Here is a 17,781-nt window from a genome sequence, read left to right on the forward strand (position 1 = left end):
CATGGAACAACAGGCAGCCGATGTCCTCCTCGCCACGCGAACGGCACTCAGCCAGGCAAGCGCACTTGCCGTGCAGTATTCCTTCTCCGTCCTCGGAGCGGTGATCCTGCTCGTTCTTGGCTGGACGCTCGCCGGTTTTACCAGCCGCTGGGCCTATGAGGGCCTGTCGCGCGTTCATGGTATCGACGAGACACTGGCGCGATTCTTCACCAATGTGCTGCGCTATGCGCTGCTCATCCTGGTGTTCATCACCGTGCTCGGTCAATTCGGCGTCCAGACCGCCTCGATCATCGCAACCCTCGGCGCGGCCGGCTTGGCGATCGGACTGGCGCTGCAAGGGACGCTGCAGAATATCGCCGCCGGCATCATGCTGCTGATCCTCAGGCCTTTCCGCGTCGGGGAATATATCGAGACCAGCAGCGTGGCCGGCACAGTGCGCGAAATCGGATTGTTTGCAACCGAGCTCAAAACCGGCGACGGGCTCTACCGGTTGGCGCCGAACTCAACGCTTTGGAACACGCCGATTACCAATTTCAGCCGCGAGCCCACGCGCCGGGAAGAGCTGAAAATCAGCGTCCCCCATGAGGATGACATCGATCTGGCGATGGAGAGGCTGATGGGCCTTGCCAAAGCCGATTCCAGAGTGCTGACGTCACCGGCACCCAGTGTCTTCATCGACAGCCTCGGTGACGGTGCGGTCTCCGTAACGCTTCGTTATTGGGCAAAGACCGGCGATTGGTGGCTGGTCAGCCGTGACATGGTGAAGCGCGTGAAACTCGCCTTCGACAAGAATCCTGCCGCTGAGGCGGATGCTTCAGATGCCGCGCCGCCAAAAAAGTCCAACGGCGAGGCAACCGCCGAAAAGCCGACGCAGACGCGGCAGTAAGACATTGCAGCGCCGCGGATCTTTTAAGACCAGCGGCGCTGTGCGCACGTAGAATTGCTGCATGGCCTTGTCCTCAACCGATCCGAATTAAGGAATTGTGCCGTAGCTATTGGATGACGCCGCAGGAAAGTCTTTCCCCGGCATCACCCGAAGGCTGGCTGCGATAATCATCCGAATTTGCGTGGACCATCAATGCGCGGCCACGAATGCCGTCGGTTTTGCCGTCGAGCGTGACCATGCTGTCGAAGATTTGCGCCCGCAACACGCCGTCCTGCCCGACATATTGATTGGGCATGTCACCGGCGTGCGGACCCTTGGCGGCAAGAATGCCATGCTCCGCCTTCTCAGGATTGAAATGACCGCCCGCCGATTCGTGATGGGTCGCGGCGTCGCAGCGGCCGGTCTCATGCACATGGAAGGCCACCCATTTATTCACAGGCAGTCCCGATATCTCGACTTCGATCAGGACGCCACCATTGGCGGCGGCCGTCAGCTGCGCGCGACCGTCTTCCTTGCCGTCCTTGCCGACGAAATTGGCGACCGCCGTCTGCTTGTCCTGAGCGCCCGCCGGCAATGCAACCGCAAGCAGGCTCAGGGCGGCGATAATGCACATGGCTTTCATGGAGATCTCCTTCCGTCCGGTTGTCCTTCTGAACGTGTCAGCCCGGAAGGTGTTCCTGACCGAGGAAGATCGAAGGAAGAAGACGGAACGAGAAAAGCCGGCCAAACGGCCGGCTTGATCACCCGAATCGCACGCCGTTCAGGCGACGGCGTTGAAGTCGAACTGCCCGTAGGTGTTACGGTAGAGATCGTCGGACTGATCGCCGGTCGCCGGCGCGGTCTGCTGCAACGGATAGGAAACGGCGATGCTGCTTGCCGTGCCACTGTTGCGCGTGTCCATCATCAACGCGATCAGGCTGCCGGAAAATTTCGGCTGCGTGTCGCCGTTCGTGTCGTCTTCCAGGAGTTCCTTGATGATGCCGGGCTTCTCCTCGGCGGCACGTTCGCCGCGGCTGAGGACGCCATCGCCATTGGCATCGAGACGCGAAAGCGTCGCCAGATATGCATATGAGGTGCCTGAAACGGATGTGGTGCTGGTCATACAAACCTCCATTCACCGCCTTTTGCCGGTGGTGTTTGTACGCAATACGAACGTGGAAAATCAGTGCTGACTCGGTGGTTAAACTGATTTGCGCAGTGCGTCAATAAGTTGTTAACTTCTCATTAACGATGATTGACAAAAGTTAACGGAACGCTTGAGCGCAGGCTTCTGCCAGCATCAGGGGGCCGCTTTTCTCCGTATTTCAGGTATTTTTCACATATAAAACAAACGTCTAACGCAACGAGGTCTCTGCTGCACTGCAACCGAATATTAATCCAGCCCATACAAAATGGGCATTCACGCATCACCAGCAGGCGTCCAGCTTATCAAAATCAATCTCTGTATTCACTTTAGAAAGGTCTTTCATGTCCGGCGAAATGAGGCACGTTCATCAAACGGGGACGCTTCCCTCCGCTGTCGTCCCGCGAGACGCATGCACATGAAAGCTGAAGCGCTCTTCTGGCGGCAATGCACCGAGGCCGTCGCCGCCGATGGATCGATCGATGCGCAGCGCCTGATGGATCTTGTGATCGCGACCTATCGCGTCCATGAAAGCGACTATGACGAAATCGAGAGAAGCGCGGAAACGCTGCTGAGGGAAAACCATGCGCTGAGAGGCAATATGTCAGCCCTCAGCCAAGCATTCGACGGACAGAAAAAACTCTTCGAAATCATCCTCAACAACCTGCCGCTCGGTCTCAGCGTCTTCGACTCCGACCAGCGGCTGACGATTTCCAACATCCGCTTCCGTCAGCTCTTCGACCTCACGGCAGAAGATGTCATTGCCGGCGCGACAATCGCCGATCTCACGGCCAAAATGCGCGGTACGGAGAGCGCCAGCGCCAAGCCTGGCCGGCGGACCGGGCGACATTCCTCCGCAACCGCAAGGAGCAGTAGTCTCCGTCGGCGCGAATGGTTGATGGATGATGGCCGCATCATCCAGAGCATGGTGACTATCCTTTCCGACGGCAGCAATATTTCCATTCATGCCGATATCACCGAGGATCGAAGGGCGGCCGAGCGCATCACCTATCTCGCCCACCACGACCCGCTGACCGGCCTTCCGAACCGCATCCATTTTCGCGAGCAGGTCGATGCGACGCTTACGGAACGCAAGCCGGATGAGCAGATCGCCCTCGTTCACCTCAATCTCGACCGGTTCAAATCGATCAACAACACGATGGGCGTTTCGGCCGGCGACAAGATCCTGCAGCTGGTCGCGGAGCGCGTCCGAGCGTCGGCCGGTTCGGAAAACACCCTGGCGCGCCTGGGCTCGGACGAATTCGCCATCCTGCAGACGGGCAAGCAGCAGCCGTGGAACGTGACGGCGCTTGCCGAGCAGATCCGCCGGGAGCTTTCCGAGCCATTCTTCCACGGCGAGAAACAGGTGGAGCTCAGCGTCTCCATGGGCATCGCAATCGCCCCTGAGGATGGCGAGGAAACCGATATACTGCTTAAAAATGCCGGCGTGGCGCTGTCGCATGCCAAGGCGGACGGCCGCAAACGCGAGCGCTTCTTCGCCAGTGAGATGGAAGCGCAGATGCAGCTGCGCCACGCGCTGGAGGCGGACCTAAAAGCAGCCGTTGAGAACGAGGAATTCGAGCTGCATTACCAGCCGCTTTATGACCTCTCGCAGCAGCGCATCTGCGGTTTCGAAGCTCTGATCCGCTGGAACCACCCGGTTCGAGGCCGCGTTCCACCGATGGATTTCATTCCGCTTGCCGAAGAGGTCGGCCTCGTCGTCGATATCGGCCGTTGGGTTTTGCGCCGGGCCTGCAACGATGCAGCGCAATGGCCTGAGGGCATCAAGATCGCCGTCAACGTTTCGGCGATCCAGTTCAGCAGCAGCGACCTGACGCGCGATGTCAGCGAGGCGCTTGCCGCCGCCGCGCTGTCGCCGTCGCGGCTCGAACTCGAAATCACCGAGAGCGTGCTGATGGAAAATCTGAGCGAAGTTCTGCCGATCTTGCATGCGCTGAAGGAGCGCGGCATCCGCATCTCGATGGACGATTTCGGAACCGGCTATTCCTCACTGAGCTACCTCTCGAGCTTCCCCTTCGACAAGATCAAGATCGACAAATCCTTCGTCAACGACATCGTCGACAACAAGGAAGCGCATGCGATCATGCACGCGATCATCCTGCTCGGCGATGCGCTCGGCATGCGCGTCACCGTCGAGGGTGTCGAGACCGCCGAGCAACTGGCGCTGCTCGAATGCGAGGAATGCGACGAGATCCAAGGTTATCACATAAGCCCGCCCAAACCGGCGCGTGACGTGCCGCATCTTCTCTCCCTGCCGCCGAAGAACGGTGGCGTGACGCGTCTTCCCAAAGCCAAGCGCTGAGATCACCCTTGATTGCGACTCGCACGGCAAACCGTTAGAACAGGATGTCGCCCGAAAACCGCTCACACTTTTCGGCATCATGCTCTTGAAATCGGCTGCGATTCCGAGATCTGGCTGTCGCATTCTCTTACCCATCCGCATCCACTTCCGCGCCGATGCCCTATCGGCGGAAAACGATCTTCCTCATGACAGGTGGCGCTATGTTCGCGGCTGAAGCCTTCTCCCCACACGAAACGCTTGCCGAGATGCTGATTGCGCATGCGGCCGACGGCGACGACGGCTCACACGACCTTGCCCATATCCTGCGCGTTTTCAGGAATGCCATGCGCATCCATGCGGGAGAAGGCGGCGACGGGCGGGTTCTTGCCGCTTCCGTGTTGCTGCACGATTGCGTCGCCGTCGAGAAGAATTCGCCGCTGCGAGCAAAAGCATCGGCTTTGGCGGCCGAGAAGGCATCGGCGATCCTGGCGGAACTCGGCTGGAGCGGCTTGGATATCGAAGCCGCAGCCCACGCAATCACCGCGCATAGTTTCTCGGCCGGAGTGGCGCCGCAGACGCTGGAGGCTAAGATCCTGCAGGACGCCGACCGGCTGGACGCGATCGGTATGATCGGCGTCGCCCGCTGCTTCTATATCGCCGGGCGGCTGGGATCCGGGCTCTACGATCCGTTCGACCCGGCGGCGGCGGACCGCCCGCTCGATGACAAGCGTTATGCCATTGACCATTTCCAGACGAAGCTGTTCAAACTGGCGGAAGGATTCCAAACCGAGACCGGTCGCCGGCTGGCGGCCGCGCGTGACAAGAGCCTGCGCGATTTTCTCTCGGAATTCATGGACGAAATCTAGGAGAACGGCATGCTTGTCAGCGACCTCTTCATCTATCCGCTCAAGAGCGCCCGCGGCATTGCGCTGCCCGCCGCCGACATCGACGCCTATGGGCTTCCCGGCGATCGGCGGGCGATGATCACCGATGCGCATGGCCACTTCATCACCCAGCGCGAGTTGCCCGACCTCGCACGCATCGAGGTACGACCGGAGGCGAGCGCCTTTCGGCTGCTGATGCAGGGGAAAACGGACATATCGGTAGCGCCGCCTCCGCCTGAAAACCGCATGGACGTGACCGTGTGGAAATCTGCCGTCAGCGCCTCCGTCGCCGATCCGGAGAGCAACCGGCAGCTTTCCGAATGGCTTGGCCGCGAGGTGCGCCTGGTCTTCTTCGACGGGCAGGCCCGGCGGACGGCAAATGCCGAATGGGCCGGCGAAGCCACGCCCGTCACCTTTACCGACGGCTATCAGATCCTGGTGACGACGACGGGCTCGCTGAAGGCATTGAATGCCGATCTCGCCGCCCATGGCGAAGGCAGTGTCGGCATGGAACGCTTCCGTCCGAACATCGTCATCGATACCGACGAGGCCTGGGCGGAGGACCGCTGGGCGGCGATCGAGATCGCCGGCATCCGCTTCGATCTCGTCAAACCCTGCTCCCGCTGCATCATGACGACTCAGGACCAGCTGACCGGGTCCCGCGAGGGACCAAACCCGATGCCAGCCATGGGCCGCATCCGCATGTCGGCCGACCGGCGCGTGCCCGGCCCGCTTTTCGGCTGGAACGTCACGCCGCGCGGCAGCGGCAAGGTCACGATCGGTGACACCGTCAACATCATTGAAGAGAGGCCGGAAGGCTGGGCGCTCAAGCGTCGCGCCGCGGCCTGAAGCGCATCGCGTCAACCGGATTCATGCGATGCGCTTTGAGTCTTTGATTTATGCATGTCGCCCAAAACCGATGCATGCCTTTGGGCGACATGTATTAAAACCCTCAGAAGCGATCGAGCGCGGCATCGATGCCTGCCATGACATCGGCGGGCAGTGGTCCCTTCTCCAGCGCGCCGGCATTTTCCTCCACCTGGGCAACGGTGCGGAAGCCCGGAATGGGAAGAGTGCGCGGCGAGCGTGCCCAGAGCCACGCAAGCGCGCCCTGCGTCAGCGTGCGGCCGCCCGATGCCAGGAGGTCGCGGACCGCATCGAGCCTTGCGGCGAATTCCGGCGCCATGCGCCCGTCCTTGAAGTAGACCATCCAGTCAAGGGCCGCCCCACGGACATCCTTGGCGCCTACCGCCTTGTCGGCGGTGAACTTGCCGGTCAGCAGCCCCATCGCCAGCGGACCGCGATTGATTGACATCAGCCCCTTCCCCTCAATCACCGAGATCATCTCGGGAACCGGTTCGAAAACATTCATCGTATGCTGGATCGAGACGTAGCCCTGGCGGCCGGTATGACGGGCGGCACGATCGGGAAAATCGGTGCTCCAGCCGAACGCATCGATCTTGCCTTCGGCGCGCAGCGCCTCCAGCGTATCGAAGACGGCATCCGACTGTTCAAGCGGAAAATCATTGAGGTGGAACTGCAGGAGATCGAGGCGATCACGCTTGAGGCGACGCAGCGAGATCTCGACCGAACGGCGGATGAAGGCCTCATCGGCGAAGGCGCCGGTTGCCTGCTTGGTTTCCGGATCGGTGGCGAAGCCGAACTTGGTGGCGATGACAATATCGTCGCGATTGCCGATCGCCCGGCCGAGCACTTCTTCCGAGTGGCCGGCGCCGTAGTTCGAGGCCGTGTCGAAGAAGCGGATGCCGAGTTCGATGGCGCGGTTGATCGCCTGCACGGATTCATCGTCGTCGACATCACCCCAGCCGAGCGGCGTGTCGCCGGCAAAGAAGGGACCGCCGATCGCCCAGCATCCCATGCCGAGGCGCGGAATTTCGCGACCGTTCCAGAGCGTGATCGTTGTCGATGATGCGGGCTTGGTCAGCATGAGATCCTCCTTGATTGGCAGTCCTGTGAAGACATAGGAGGCGCTCACGAGTGGGTAAACCGCCAAATCCGGAGGATGTTTTGCACCCGTAAAAAACGGAGGTCAGGCGGAAACACCATTCGGATCCGAAAGCGTCCGCAAGGCTGGATTAAGCGCCTTGAGTGCCGCCTGAACGAAGCCGTCGCGGGCCGCTGTGGCTTCGATGCCGCGCGGTTCGTAGACATGGCGATGCAGAAAGAACCCTGTCAGACGGAATGCGGCTGAAAGACTACCGAAGTCGGCCGCATGATTGCCCTCGATGCTAAGGAACGGCGGCAGGAGCAGCATCTTGTCCGCCCAGGGGGCACCAGCGGCGCGGCTGACGGCGCGGCCGGATTTCGGCGAGACATAGGCGAGATCGGAACGGGCGCCGGTCGCGGCGCATTCGGCAAGATCGAGGCCGAAGCCGAGGTCATTCAGCACCGCAAGCTCGAAACGCACAAAGAGTTCGCCGGCATCGGCCGGGTTGTGCAGGTGATCGAGGATGACCTCCAGCGCATCGAAGAGGTGTGGATGCGGGTCACGCTCCGGCAGCAGCCGCAGCAGCGCGCCCATCGCCTGGACACCGTAGACGGCGGTCGCCGTTTCCATCAGCCGGGCAGCGCGCAGCGTCACCGGTTCGACGCGGAATTCGCCCAGATGCTCGTCAAGTCGGGCCCGCCAGACGACCTCCACTGCATTGCCCGCCTGCAGCACCGGCTGCATGGCGCGCGAGCGGCCGGAGCGCACCAGGCCGAGATGGCGGCCGCGATCACGCGTCATTACCTCGGCGATGACGCTCGTCTCGCCGTGGCGCTTGACGCCCAGGATGATCGCATGGTCCTGCCACTGCATCGAAAGAAGTCCTTACGGCTGACGAATCATCCTACTGCATAATTCAACGCGTTACAGCGTCCTTTGCACGTCTGAAAGACGCGCTGCAGTGCAAGGCTGGCTTCCGTCATGGACCGCGTCAGGCGACAGCCGGGAAAAGCCTCTGCAGGAATTCCCGCATCGCCATTTCGTCGAAAGGCTTCACCAGAAGCGGTATGTGCTGCAGGTCGGGCGGGAAATCGCCGGTATCGGAATAGCCGCTGACGAAGCCGAAGGGGATGCCGATATCGAGAAGATGGCGGGCAAATCCGAAGCTCATGCCCTCGCCGAGATTGACGTCGAGAAGGGCGAAATCATATGTCTCCGCAGCAATGGCAGCCCTTGCCTGTTCGACGCTGCCGACGATATCGATGCTCTCGACGCCGGCCAGGCGCAGAATATCCTCCGCCTCCATCGCGATGATCAGACTGTCTTCAAGAACCAGAACACGGATTGCGCTCATGATTCGATGCCCCTCGTCGGGCGCCTGTCGCAGCGCCCCGGCCGTTTCGCCAACATCATTGCCCTCCGGTGCCCCGCATGGCACGCTATCGGTGAATTCCGCCATCTTTTCTGAATAAACCATTTTATTGCCCGGTCGATAAGAATCAAAATCGCAGCAAAGACGACGGCCGAGTTTATTTTCCCTGCTGCTAATCTGCATTTAAAAAAGACATAACCAGGCTGCTTGGCTGAAGCATGTCGCGCAAAACTGTGCGGCGGTTTTGCGACAACGATATGCGCAAAACAAAGACCAAAAGCGCGAGGAGCGAATCTGAAAGATCGCGACGCGCTTTAGATGAACGGGCGTTTGCCCTCTCCAAGCCCCTCCCAACCGGCGATCGCCATCAATTCCTCGCCGTTCAGCACCTCGCAGCCGCGCTCCTGCCAGCGGATCAACCCACGCTCGCTGAGCTTTTTCAAGGTCTTGTTGGTATGAACGATGGAAAGTCCGAGCGTGTCGGCAATGTGCTGCTGGGTAATGGGGATGAATTTGCGGCCGTTGAAGATATTGAGCTTCCGACCGCGCTCAAACAGGAAAGCGATCAGATAGGCTGCTCGTTCCAGCGCCGTGCGGCGGCCGACGCTCAAGAGATGCTCATCCAGGATGCGCTCCTCCCGCGCGGCGATCCAGGTGATGTCGAAGGCGAGCGAGGCGTGCTTGTTGTAGAGCGTCATCAGCTTGTCACGCTCGAAGACACAAAGGGACACGGGCGAAAGCGCTTCGACGGAATGCTGCATCTCACCGGCGATCGTCCCCTGAAGGCCGACCAGGTCGCCCGGCATGATATAATTCAGAATCTGGCGGCGTCCGTCCTCGAGCATCTTGTAGCGGAAGCCCCAGCCGGCGAGCACCGTGAAGAGATGAGCGCTATGTGCGCCCTCGACGAGGATGGTGGAGCCGGCATCGACGGCAAGCTCACCCCTCTTGAAGCTCGAGACGAATTCCAGCTCGTCACGGCTGAACTCCCTGAAATGCGGCAGAGGCCGCAAGGGACATTGCTCGCAAGGGGTCTTGAAAGAATTGATGGGTCTCGACGTCGCCATACTTGCCCTTGCCGTCGCAAAATCGGCGCGCCAACAGTGGCGCGCCGTTCACGAAGGAATGCGCAAGGCGTGGATTTGTTCCATGAGCGAGGCAAATTTTTTATGCGGAAACAAAGGGCTGGCGCCAACCCGACGAAATCCTTGCCATGCTTATTTCGGGAAATCGAGACCCATTTCGCGGAACCGCTCGGGATCATCACCCCAATTCTCGCGAACCTTGACGAACAGGAAGAGATGGACCGGCTGTTCGAGGATCTGCGACAATTCCTTGCGCGACGCAGTCGAGATCGCCTTGATGGTTTCACCACCCTTGCCGAGCGCGATCTTCTTCTGGCTGTCGCGCTCGAGATAGATCACCTGCTCGATCCGCACCGAGCCGTCCTTGCGCTCTTCCCACGTCTCCGTTTCGACATGCGAGGCGTAGGGAAGCTCCTGGTGCAAGCGCAGAAACAGCTTCTCGCGGGTGATCTCGGCGGCGAGCTGACGCATCGGCAGATCGGAGATCTGGTCTTCCGGATAGTACCACGGCCCCTCCGGGAGCGTTTTCGCCAGGTAGTCCATGAGGTCGTCGCAGCCGGAGCCGTTTTCGGCGGAGATCATGAAGGTGCGATCGAAAGCGATCTTCTCGTTGGCGGCAGCAGCCAGCGCCAGCAGATCCTCGCGGTTGACGCGGTCGATCTTGTTGAGCAGCAGGATCTTCGGCTGCCGAACTTCCTTGAGGCCTTCGAGGATGGCTTCGGCATCGCCACGCAGGCCGCGCTCGCTGTCGATCAGCAGCACGATCAGATCGGCATCCCTCGCACCGCCCCAGGCCGAGGTCACCATGGCGCGGTCAAGTCGGCGGCGCGGCTTGAAGATACCAGGCGTATCCATGAAGACGATCTGGGCATTGTCGTGGATCGCGATGCCGCGGACGATGGCCCGCGTCGTCTGCACCTTATGGCTGACGATCGAGACCTTGGCGCCGACGAGGCGGTTCACCAGCGTCGACTTGCCGGCATTGGTCGGCCCGATCAGCGCGACAAAGCCCGAATGCGTCGGACCATTGGTTTCTGCGGCAGCTTCGGCCGCGATCTCTTCTTCTTGTGTCATTGTCCCGTCAGTTTCCGGCAGGCGATTGCTGCCAAATGCCTTCGCGCTCAAGCATCTTCGTTGCCGCCACCTGTTCGGCGGCACGCTTCGACCGCTCTACGCCGGTTTCGGGCTTAATGCCAGCAACTTCCACCGTCACCTTGAAACGCGGATCATGATCCGGTCCGCTGCGTTCATCAACCCGGTAGATCGGTGTGACGCCGAATTTCGCGTGCGACCATTCCTGCAGCTCGGTCTTGGCGTCGCGCTTGGCGCCATCGGCCCGCACCGCCCTGCCCTGCCAGTAACGCAGAATGAACCGGCGGGCGACTTCGAGGCCGCCGTCGAGATAGATCGCGGCGATCAGGCTTTCGACGACATCAGCGCGCACATTCATCATCCGCTTGCCGGTCAGTTTCTTCACATCGGCGCCGGTGCGGATATAGAGGTGAAGATTGAGTTCGTCGGCGACCGCAGCACAGGTTTCGGCGCTGACGAGCTGGTTGAGGCGAACCGAGAGCTCGCCTTCTCCCGCCGTGCCGAAGGTGCGGAACAGAAGCTCGGCGATGCAGAGCCCGAGGACCCTGTCGCCGAGGAATTCCAGCCGTTCGTAATTGCCGCCCTTTTCGGTGCGGGCGCTGGCATGGGTCAGCGCGCGATCCAGGCGTTCCTTTTCAGCGAAGTCATGACCGATCAGGGCTTCAAGCTTTGCGCGGTCCGCCGCAGAAAGCGTCTGCGCCTTACTCATTCAACAACCTTGAAGAGGCGGTCCCAACGCATGTTCGTCGGCCACTTCCAGATTTCGCGGAAGGAGGTGTCGTTGCCGAGCGAGAAGAAGATGACGCTGGCACGGCCGACAAGATTTTCGGCAGGCACGAAGCCGACGTCGAAGCGGCTGTCGAGCGAGTTGTCGCGGTTGTCGCCCATCATGAAATAATGGCCTTCCGGCACGATGAATTCGCGGGTGTTATCACCACGCGACACCGGAGACTGATCGAGCGTGTCGTAGGACTTGCCGTCGTCGAGCGTTTCTCGGAACACCGGCACGTCCTCGCCCGGGTCGAGCTTGTAATCCGAAGTGAACGCACCGTCCGCCACCTTCGGAACCGGCTTGCCGTTGACGTAGAGCACGCCGTCGGTAACCTGGATACGGTCGCCCGGCAGGCCGATGCAGCGCTTGATGTAATCGATGTCGGGGTTCGGTGGGAAACGGAAGACGACGATGTCGCCACGCTTCGGATCGGCGCCGAACAGGCGGCCGCTGAAGATATCTGGCGAGAAGGGCAGCGAATATTTCGAATAGCCGTAAGCGAACTTGTTGACGAAGATGTAGTCGCCGACAAGCAGCGTCGGCATCATCGAACCGGACGGAATGGTAAAGGGCTGGAACAGCACCGTTCGGATCACCATCGCCAAAATCAGCGCCTGGATGATAACTTTGATATTTTCCCAGAGGGCGTTTGGCTTGGCTTCGACTTTTTCGGACACGCAGTCTTATTCCTTCAAGACGCCGCGACGGCGCAGTTCTTTCTGTCGTTCTCTCTAGAGCATGGTGCCGAAAAGTGTGAGCGGTTTTCGGACGACATCATGCTCTAATTCTTTAATCTAGAACAGGATTCAGATTTTAGGCCGGCTGGCCTAAAATCATCCTGTTCTAGCGGCTTCGGCCGGTTGCGGCAATGGCGACAACACCAAAAGCGACGAGAGGTCGCGATCAACAGCGCCCGAGGTCGCGATCAGAGGCTCTCGGGCAACGCCTCGATAATGACGAAGGCCTGCGCCAAGGGATAATCATCCGTTATTGTCAAATGAATGGCGGGCCTGTGGCCCGCGGGCAGCATCGATTCGAGGATCAGGGCGGCGCCACCCGATAAAAGCATGGTCGGCTTGCCGCTCGGCAGGTTGACGACGCCCATGTCCTTCCAGAAGACGCCCTGCGCTATGCCGGTACCGAGCGCCTTGGAACAGGCCTCCTTGGCGGCAAAACGCTTGGCATAGGATGCGGCACGGTTTGCTCGCTTATCGGAACGCGCCCGCTCGATCTCGGTGAAGCAGCGATGGGTAAAGCGCTCGCCGAAGCGCTCAATAGATTTCTCGACACGGCGAATGTCGATCAGATCGCTGCCAATGCCGATGATCATGCCGGACCCTTCCGTCGCTTAAGAATTCTTGATCGGGTTCATATGCTCGGCATGTCGCCGGCTGGAACGGCAAGACGCAGGCGCGCCCGCTCCATCAGCCGTATATGGCGGCGCGTCTGAAAACCCCTGACGGTGTAGAACGTCAGCGCATAGAGCGCAACGGAGGTGACAAGCGCCGGCGGGATAGCACCGACCAGCATCGGCTCCAGCACCGGCTTCCATAATTCGCTAAAGTTCAGCTTGTGAAAAAGGGCAGCGAGATCCACCGTCTGACCTACCAACTGATCCTCGCGGCTCAACAGCAGATGCCCGATCTCCCAGGTGATGCCCCAGATGAAGGGATAGGTCAGCGGATTGCCGAAGGCGGCGCAGCCGAGGGCGGCGGCCACCATACTGCCGGAGAGGAAATAGGTGATGACGAAAGCCATGACGAAATGCACGCCGATGAACGGCGTCCACGAGACGAAGACACCCGCAGCGACGCCGGCGGCAACCGCATGCGGCGAAGCGCTCAGGCGCAGGACGCGCATTGTCAGGTAACGGATCGGGCGAAGGAAGCCTTTACGGGGCCATAAAAGCTCCCGCATCTTTTCCTTGAATCCCGCAGGCTTGCGACGGCGAAACAACATGGCCGGTATTTAGTGCAGCGCACACCACCATGACAAGAGCGGCAAATGATACCGATCGAAAAACCGCCCCTTAGTTCTCGCTGCGAAGAGGAGCGTCTTCATGCCGAGGGGCGTCCGTTATGCATAACGTCCCTCACTTACCTCAAGTATAAAGTCCAGTATCAGCGACTGCGGAACAGACCGCGATCGACCTGGCGCTGACGAAACTCGAGATCGATACGATCGAACGAGCCATTCAAATATGCCATTTCACGTTCCTGCGTAGTCGGAGCGCGAAAGGCGCGAGCGAATTTCTTGATAGGGTCAAACATTATCTTGTCTCATCTTCTGTTTACGTTTCGATGACCAGAAGATAGGCCCGACAAAGGTTAATTACCACCGCCGCAACATGGACGCAGCCATGCGCTTAGCGCATCGCTTGCCCTTTTGATGCGCCGCCCCGATTATAAAATGTGCAATTTTCGACCAACCCTCTGGGGCGGCTTAACAAAAGCTTACTCGTAGAGGCGCCGGACCGTGGCGATGCAATCCAGTTCCTTCATCTGGGCGAGCAACTGGTTGAGCTGACGCAGGTCCCAGACCTCGACCTCGAGCATCATTTCGGTGAAGTCGGCCGCCACCCGCACCGTGTTCAACAAGCGGATATTGACGTCGAGGCCTGCGACCGTCTGGGCGACCTTGGCAAGCGTGCCGGGTTCATTCAACCCATTCACCATGATGCGCGCCATGAAACGCGACTTGTTAGCTTCGTCGAGGTCCCAGCGCACGTCGATCCAACGGTCGGGCTGATCGTCGAAACGCTGCAGGCTCGGCGACTGGATCGGATAGATGGTGATGCCGTTGCCCTGGTCCATGATGCCGACGATACGATCGCCAGGCACGGCGCCGGTCGGCGCGAACTTGACGTCGACATTGCCGGACAAGCCGCGGATCGGCCCAATATCGGCATCGGCGTCGATTTCCGAATGGCCGCCATCGTGCCCTGTCTTGGTCTTGCCGGGGATCTTGAAGATCATGCCGGCGGCGCTGCGGACGTTGAACCAGCCGTCATCGCCGGAGGGCTTCACGGTGACGCGCTCGTCCTGATGATCGGGATAGACGGCGCGCAGCACGTCGAGCGAAGACATCTCGCCGCGGCCGACGGCGGCGATCGCATCCTCGACATCCTTCTGGCCGAGACGGTGCAGCGCCGGCTTCATCGCCTCGCGCGAGAAGATCTTGCCGGCCCTGTTGAAGGTGCGCTCGAGAATGCGGTGGCCGAGGCCGGCATATTGCTTGCGGATCGCCATGCGGGTGGCGCGGCGGATGGCGGCGCGCGCCTTGCCGGTCACGACGATCTCCTCCCAGGCCGCGGGCGGAACCTGCACGCCGGAGCGGATGATCTCGACCTCGTCGCCATTTGCAAGCCGCGTCACCAGCGGCATGATGCGGCCATTGATCTTGGCGCCCACCGTGGTATCGCCGATATTGGTGTGCACCGCATAGGCGAAATCGATAGGGGTGGCGCCGCGCGGCAGGGCGATCAGCTTGCCCTTCGGCGTAAAGCAGAAGACCTGGTCCTGGAAGAGTTCGAGCTTAGTGTGTTCGAGGAATTCTTCCGGGCTGTCGCCCTCGGCCAGGGCCTCGATCGTATGACGCAGCCAGGAGTAGGCATTGGATTCGCGAGAAAGGATGTCGCCATCGGCATTGGTGGCGCCGTCCTTATAGAGCGTGTGGGCGGCGATGCCGAATTCGGCGATTTCGTGCATGCGCTTGGTGCGGATCTGCAGTTCGATGCGCTGGCTGGAGGGGCCGACAATGGTGGTGTGCAGCGAACGGTAGTCGTTCTGCTTCGGCGTCGAGATATAGTCTTTGAAGCGGCCGGGCACGACGCGCCAGCGCGTGTGGACGATGCCGAGCGCCCGGTAACAGGACGGGATGTCCTCGACGATCAGGCGGAAGCCGTAGACATCGGAAAGCTGTTCGAAGGAAAGCGACTTGGACTGCATCTTGCGGAAGACCGAATAGGGCTTCTTCTGTCGGCCCTTGACATAAGCGCTGGTCAGGCCGCTTGCGACCAGAAGGTCGCGCAGTTCGGCCTCGATCTTCTTGACGATGCCTTCGTTGCGCTTCGAAAGCTCTTCCAGCCTTTTGGTGACGGTCTCGTAGGCTTCCGGGTTCATATGGCGGAAGGAAAGTTCCTCGAGTTCCTCGCGCATGTCCTGCATGCCCATGCGGCCGGCGAGCGGCGCATAGATTTCCATCGTCTCCTCGGAAATGCGGGCACGCTTGTCGGCCGACATGTGATCGAGGGTGCGCATATTGTGCAGGCGATCGGCAAGCTTGACGAGCAGCACGCGCACATCGTCGGAAATGGCGAGCAGCAGCTTGCGCAGGTTTTCCGCCTGCTTGGCCTTCTTGGTGACGAGATCGAGCTTCTTGATCTTGGTCAGACCCTCGACCAGGCGGCCGATATCCTCGCCGAAGAGTTCGTCAATCTCGGCGCGTGTCGCCGTCGTATCCTCGATCGTATCGTGCAGAAGGGCGACCGCGATCGTCGATTCATCGAGGTGCATGTCGGTGAGGATGGCGGCAACCTCGAGCGGATGGGAAATATAGGGATCGCCGCTGGCGCGCTTTTGCTGGCCATGCTTCTGCATGGCGTAAACATAGGCTTTGTTCAGCAGTGCTTCATTGGCATCGGGCTTGTATTGCTGAACCCGCTCCACGAGCTCGTACTGCCGCATCATTCCAAAGCCACTCCGATAAAAATAAAAGCGCGCCAATCAACGATTGGCGCACACATGGGCAATAATATGCCTAAGCAATAAAGGTGCAAGATTGACGATTGGTAATCGTCGCTCTTTTGCGTCGCATGCAGCTTTTTCCGGGCTGCATCTAACCGATGCGACCGGAGATCCCGCCTGCGCGCTTAGTAGTCGTCGCTCTTTTCCGGCGGCACGAGGCCTTCGATGCCGGCAAGCAGCTCTTCTTCCGACATCTGGTCGAAAGTGATCGTCTCCGGCACGTCGTCCTGCTCTTCGCCGTCGGCTGCGGCGACACCGCCGGCAGCGATCATGCTCGCCGGATCGGGCTCGGGCTCGTCGACTTCGACATGCTTCTGCAGCGAATGGATCAGATCTTCCTTGAGGTCATCGGGCGAAAGCGTCTCGTCGGCGATTTCGCGCAGGGCCACCACAGGATTTTTGTCGTTGTCGCGATCGATGGTGATCGAGGCGCCCTGGGAAATCAGCCGGGCGCGGTGGCTGGCGAGCAGAACCAGCTCGAAGCGGTTCTCCACCTTGTCGATGCAATCTTCAACTGTGACACGGGCCATTGCCTGTCCTTTACGGTCGTCATTTCGGGATTAACACGCCCGATACAATTAAAACCGGGCAAATACAAGTTTTTCATTCCGGCTCCCCTCGTCTTTATCCGCGGCTGAGCTAGATTTCCATGGAGAATGTCATAATTCCACCGAAGGTTGCTTGGAATATGTCGAATCGTGCCCTAAATCTTTCATATATGAATAATTCATAAAGTAAGGATCAGATCGAAATCGAAACACAAGCTATTGTTTTTATTGAAGTTTGGCCCATACGGATTTCGATTGCTCTCATTGGATTGGTAAGCGATGTTTGACCCACGCGAAAAAATTGCACTCTTCATTGACGGCGCCAATCTCTACGCTGCATCCAAGAGCCTCGGCTTTGACATTGATTACCGCAAGCTCTTGAAAGCGTTCCAAAAACGCGGATATCTGCTGCGCGCGTATTATTATACCGCTCTGATCGAAGATCAGGAATATTCGTCAATCCGGCCGCTGATCGACTGGCTCGACTACAACGGCTACAAGGTCGTCACCAAGCCCGCCAAGGAATTCACAGATTCAATGGGCCGCCGAAAGATCAAGGGCAACATGGACATCGAGCTTGCCATCGACGCCATGGAACAGTCCGAAACGGTCGATCATCTCGTCATCTTCTCGGGCGACGGCGATTTCACGAACTTGGTCGAGGCATTGCAGCGCAGAGGCCGCAAGGTCTCGGTGATCTCGACCATGGCGACCCAGCCGCCGATGATCGCCGACGACCTGCGCCGGCAGGCCGATCATTTCATCGATCTCTTGTCTCTGAAGGCTGAAATCGGTCGCGATCCCTCCGAGCGGGCGCCACGCCCGGCCGAAGTCGCCCCGGCCAGCGATTTCGAGGACTGATCTTTCGCTGTAACAGTTTGAATTATGCCGGGGCGCGGCGGCCAGCTCCTCGCGTCGCCACGCCATTACATGGACGATAGGCGACAGCGGCCGATTGCAGTGTGATCAGCCCTAAAGCGCGTCGCGATCTTCCAGATTCGCTCCTTGCGCTTTAAGTTTTTGT

The 17,781-nt window shown here is 59.8% G+C and carries 19 protein-coding genes; 5 read left to right on the plus strand and 14 right to left on the minus strand.

Going from position 1 to position 17,781, the window contains the following annotated elements; all coding sequences use genetic code 11:
• Position 1 precedes the first annotated feature (1 nt).
• Positions 2-886: a mechanosensitive ion channel family protein gene (locus tag OLZ32_RS31005; protein WP_264424269.1), complete on the plus strand. Its 885-nt coding sequence runs from the start codon at positions 2-4 to the stop codon at positions 884-886.
• 106 nt (positions 887-992) lie between these two features.
• Here the strand turns inward: OLZ32_RS31005 and OLZ32_RS31010 are convergent, their stop codons facing one another.
• Both OLZ32_RS31010 and OLZ32_RS31015 read right to left on the minus strand, forming a co-directional pair.
• Positions 993-1,508, minus strand: a complete 516-nt coding sequence (locus OLZ32_RS31010; protein WP_003546961.1) for a superoxide dismutase family protein — start codon at positions 1,506-1,508, stop codon at positions 993-995.
• Between the two features lie 138 nt (positions 1,509-1,646).
• Positions 1,647-2,000, minus strand: a complete 354-nt coding sequence (locus tag OLZ32_RS31015) for a hypothetical protein (protein WP_264399694.1) — start codon at positions 1,998-2,000, stop codon at positions 1,647-1,649.
• A gap of 427 nt (positions 2,001-2,427) precedes the next feature.
• Between OLZ32_RS31015 and OLZ32_RS31020 the strand changes: the two genes are divergently transcribed.
• The 3 genes from OLZ32_RS31020 (at position 2,428) to OLZ32_RS31030 (ending at position 6,044) form a co-directional block, all read left to right on the plus strand.
• A complete protein-coding gene (locus tag OLZ32_RS31020) occupies positions 2,428-4,332 on the plus strand; it encodes a putative bifunctional diguanylate cyclase/phosphodiesterase (protein WP_264399693.1) in 1,905 nt (634 codons plus the stop codon).
• Between the two features lie 185 nt (positions 4,333-4,517).
• Positions 4,518-5,177 (plus strand): HD domain-containing protein, encoded by a 660-nt coding sequence (locus OLZ32_RS31025; protein WP_017990899.1) that lies wholly within the window; start codon positions 4,518-4,520, stop codon positions 5,175-5,177.
• A gap of 9 nt (positions 5,178-5,186) precedes the next feature.
• Positions 5,187-6,044, plus strand: coding sequence for an MOSC domain-containing protein (locus OLZ32_RS31030; RefSeq protein WP_003546953.1), 858 nt, complete (start codon positions 5,187-5,189; stop codon positions 6,042-6,044).
• A gap of 103 nt (positions 6,045-6,147) precedes the next feature.
• On the opposite strand, the gene OLZ32_RS31035 is transcribed toward OLZ32_RS31030, so the two are convergent.
• From OLZ32_RS31035 to rpoZ, 12 genes are all read right to left on the minus strand, one after another.
• Entirely contained in the window at positions 6,148-7,143 is a 996-nt protein-coding gene (locus tag OLZ32_RS31035) for an aldo/keto reductase (RefSeq protein ID WP_003546952.1), read from the minus strand.
• Positions 7,144-7,245: 102 nt separating this feature from the next.
• Positions 7,246-8,016: a DNA repair protein RecO gene (gene recO, locus OLZ32_RS31040; RefSeq protein WP_003546949.1), complete on the minus strand. Its 771-nt coding sequence runs from the start codon at positions 8,014-8,016 to the stop codon at positions 7,246-7,248.
• A 118-nt stretch (positions 8,017-8,134) separates the two neighbouring features.
• On the minus strand, positions 8,135-8,620 hold the full coding sequence (locus OLZ32_RS31045) for a response regulator (protein ID WP_003546947.1): 486 nt from the start codon (positions 8,618-8,620) through the stop codon (positions 8,135-8,137).
• A 209-nt stretch (positions 8,621-8,829) separates the two neighbouring features.
• Positions 8,830-9,582 (minus strand): Crp/Fnr family transcriptional regulator, encoded by a 753-nt coding sequence (locus tag OLZ32_RS31050; protein ID WP_003546945.1) that lies wholly within the window; start codon positions 9,580-9,582, stop codon positions 8,830-8,832.
• 150 nt (positions 9,583-9,732) lie between these two features.
• Entirely contained in the window at positions 9,733-10,674 is a 942-nt protein-coding gene (era, locus tag OLZ32_RS31055) for a GTPase Era (RefSeq protein WP_003546943.1), read from the minus strand.
• Positions 10,675-10,681: 7 nt separating this feature from the next.
• Positions 10,682-11,401 carry a ribonuclease III gene (gene rnc, locus OLZ32_RS31060; protein WP_003546941.1) on the minus strand — a complete coding sequence of 240 codons (720 nt, stop codon included), beginning with the start codon at positions 11,399-11,401 and terminating at the stop codon, positions 10,682-10,684.
• Positions 11,398-12,141 (minus strand): signal peptidase I, encoded by a 744-nt coding sequence (lepB, locus tag OLZ32_RS31065; RefSeq protein WP_003546939.1) that lies wholly within the window; start codon positions 12,139-12,141, stop codon positions 11,398-11,400. The genes rnc and lepB overlap by 4 nt, the downstream gene beginning before the upstream one ends.
• A gap of 248 nt (positions 12,142-12,389) precedes the next feature.
• Positions 12,390-12,794, minus strand: coding sequence for a holo-ACP synthase (gene acpS, locus OLZ32_RS31070; protein ID WP_003546938.1), 405 nt, complete (start codon positions 12,792-12,794; stop codon positions 12,390-12,392).
• A gap of 38 nt (positions 12,795-12,832) precedes the next feature.
• Complete coding sequence (locus tag OLZ32_RS31075) at positions 12,833-13,423, minus strand: DUF2062 domain-containing protein (protein ID WP_264424272.1); 591 nt, start codon at positions 13,421-13,423, stop codon at positions 12,833-12,835.
• A gap of 161 nt (positions 13,424-13,584) precedes the next feature.
• Positions 13,585-13,734 carry a DUF3563 family protein gene (locus OLZ32_RS31080; protein ID WP_003546934.1) on the minus strand — a complete coding sequence of 50 codons (150 nt, stop codon included), beginning with the start codon at positions 13,732-13,734 and terminating at the stop codon, positions 13,585-13,587.
• Positions 13,735-13,917: 183 nt separating this feature from the next.
• Entirely contained in the window at positions 13,918-16,152 is a 2,235-nt protein-coding gene (locus OLZ32_RS31085) for a RelA/SpoT family protein (protein WP_003546931.1), read from the minus strand.
• A gap of 182 nt (positions 16,153-16,334) precedes the next feature.
• A complete protein-coding gene (gene rpoZ, locus OLZ32_RS31090) occupies positions 16,335-16,739 on the minus strand; it encodes a DNA-directed RNA polymerase subunit omega (RefSeq protein WP_003546928.1) in 405 nt (134 codons plus the stop codon).
• A gap of 297 nt (positions 16,740-17,036) precedes the next feature.
• On the opposite strand from rpoZ, the gene OLZ32_RS31095 reads away from it, so the two are divergent.
• Positions 17,037-17,618 carry a LabA-like NYN domain-containing protein gene (locus OLZ32_RS31095; protein WP_003546927.1) on the plus strand — a complete coding sequence of 194 codons (582 nt, stop codon included), beginning with the start codon at positions 17,037-17,039 and terminating at the stop codon, positions 17,616-17,618.
• Positions 17,619-17,781 lie beyond the last annotated feature (163 nt).

The organism is Rhizobium acaciae (genome assembly GCF_025941625.1).
Classification (GTDB): domain Bacteria; phylum Pseudomonadota; class Alphaproteobacteria; order Rhizobiales; family Rhizobiaceae; genus Rhizobium; species Rhizobium acaciae.

What these genes read in the sequence shown, in the direction of transcription:
- OLZ32_RS31005 (WP_264424269.1), top strand. Translation starts at nt 2, where the DNA reads ATGGAACAACAGGCAGCCGATGTCCTCCTCGCCACGCGAACGGCACTC.
- OLZ32_RS31010 (WP_003546961.1), bottom strand. Translation starts at nt 1,508, where the DNA reads ATGAAAGCCATGTGCATTATCGCCGCCCTGAGCCTGCTTGCGGTTGCA.
- OLZ32_RS31015 (WP_264399694.1), bottom strand. Translation starts at nt 2,000, where the DNA reads ATGGAGGTTTGTATGACCAGCACCACATCCGTTTCAGGCACCTCATAT.
- OLZ32_RS31020 (WP_264399693.1), top strand. Translation starts at nt 2,428, where the DNA reads ATGAAAGCTGAAGCGCTCTTCTGGCGGCAATGCACCGAGGCCGTCGCC.
- OLZ32_RS31025 (WP_017990899.1), top strand. Translation starts at nt 4,518, where the DNA reads ATGACAGGTGGCGCTATGTTCGCGGCTGAAGCCTTCTCCCCACACGAA.
- OLZ32_RS31030 (WP_003546953.1), top strand. Translation starts at nt 5,187, where the DNA reads ATGCTTGTCAGCGACCTCTTCATCTATCCGCTCAAGAGCGCCCGCGGC.
- OLZ32_RS31035 (WP_003546952.1), bottom strand. Translation starts at nt 7,143, where the DNA reads ATGCTGACCAAGCCCGCATCATCGACAACGATCACGCTCTGGAACGGT.
- recO (WP_003546949.1), bottom strand. Translation starts at nt 8,016, where the DNA reads ATGCAGTGGCAGGACCATGCGATCATCCTGGGCGTCAAGCGCCACGGC.
- OLZ32_RS31045 (WP_003546947.1), bottom strand. Translation starts at nt 8,620, where the DNA reads ATGGTTTATTCAGAAAAGATGGCGGAATTCACCGATAGCGTGCCATGC.
- OLZ32_RS31050 (WP_003546945.1), bottom strand. Translation starts at nt 9,582, where the DNA reads ATGGCGACGTCGAGACCCATCAATTCTTTCAAGACCCCTTGCGAGCAA.
- era (WP_003546943.1), bottom strand. Translation starts at nt 10,674, where the DNA reads ATGACACAAGAAGAAGAGATCGCGGCCGAAGCTGCCGCAGAAACCAAT.
- rnc (WP_003546941.1), bottom strand. Translation starts at nt 11,401, where the DNA reads ATGAGTAAGGCGCAGACGCTTTCTGCGGCGGACCGCGCAAAGCTTGAA.
- acpS (WP_003546938.1), bottom strand. Translation starts at nt 12,794, where the DNA reads ATGATCATCGGCATTGGCAGCGATCTGATCGACATTCGCCGTGTCGAG.
- OLZ32_RS31075 (WP_264424272.1), bottom strand. Translation starts at nt 13,423, where the DNA reads ATGTTGTTTCGCCGTCGCAAGCCTGCGGGATTCAAGGAAAAGATGCGG.
- OLZ32_RS31080 (WP_003546934.1), bottom strand. Translation starts at nt 13,734, where the DNA reads ATGTTTGACCCTATCAAGAAATTCGCTCGCGCCTTTCGCGCTCCGACT.
- OLZ32_RS31085 (WP_003546931.1), bottom strand. Translation starts at nt 16,152, where the DNA reads ATGATGCGGCAGTACGAGCTCGTGGAGCGGGTTCAGCAATACAAGCCC.
- rpoZ (WP_003546928.1), bottom strand. Translation starts at nt 16,739, where the DNA reads ATGGCCCGTGTCACAGTTGAAGATTGCATCGACAAGGTGGAGAACCGC.
- OLZ32_RS31095 (WP_003546927.1), top strand. Translation starts at nt 17,037, where the DNA reads ATGTTTGACCCACGCGAAAAAATTGCACTCTTCATTGACGGCGCCAAT.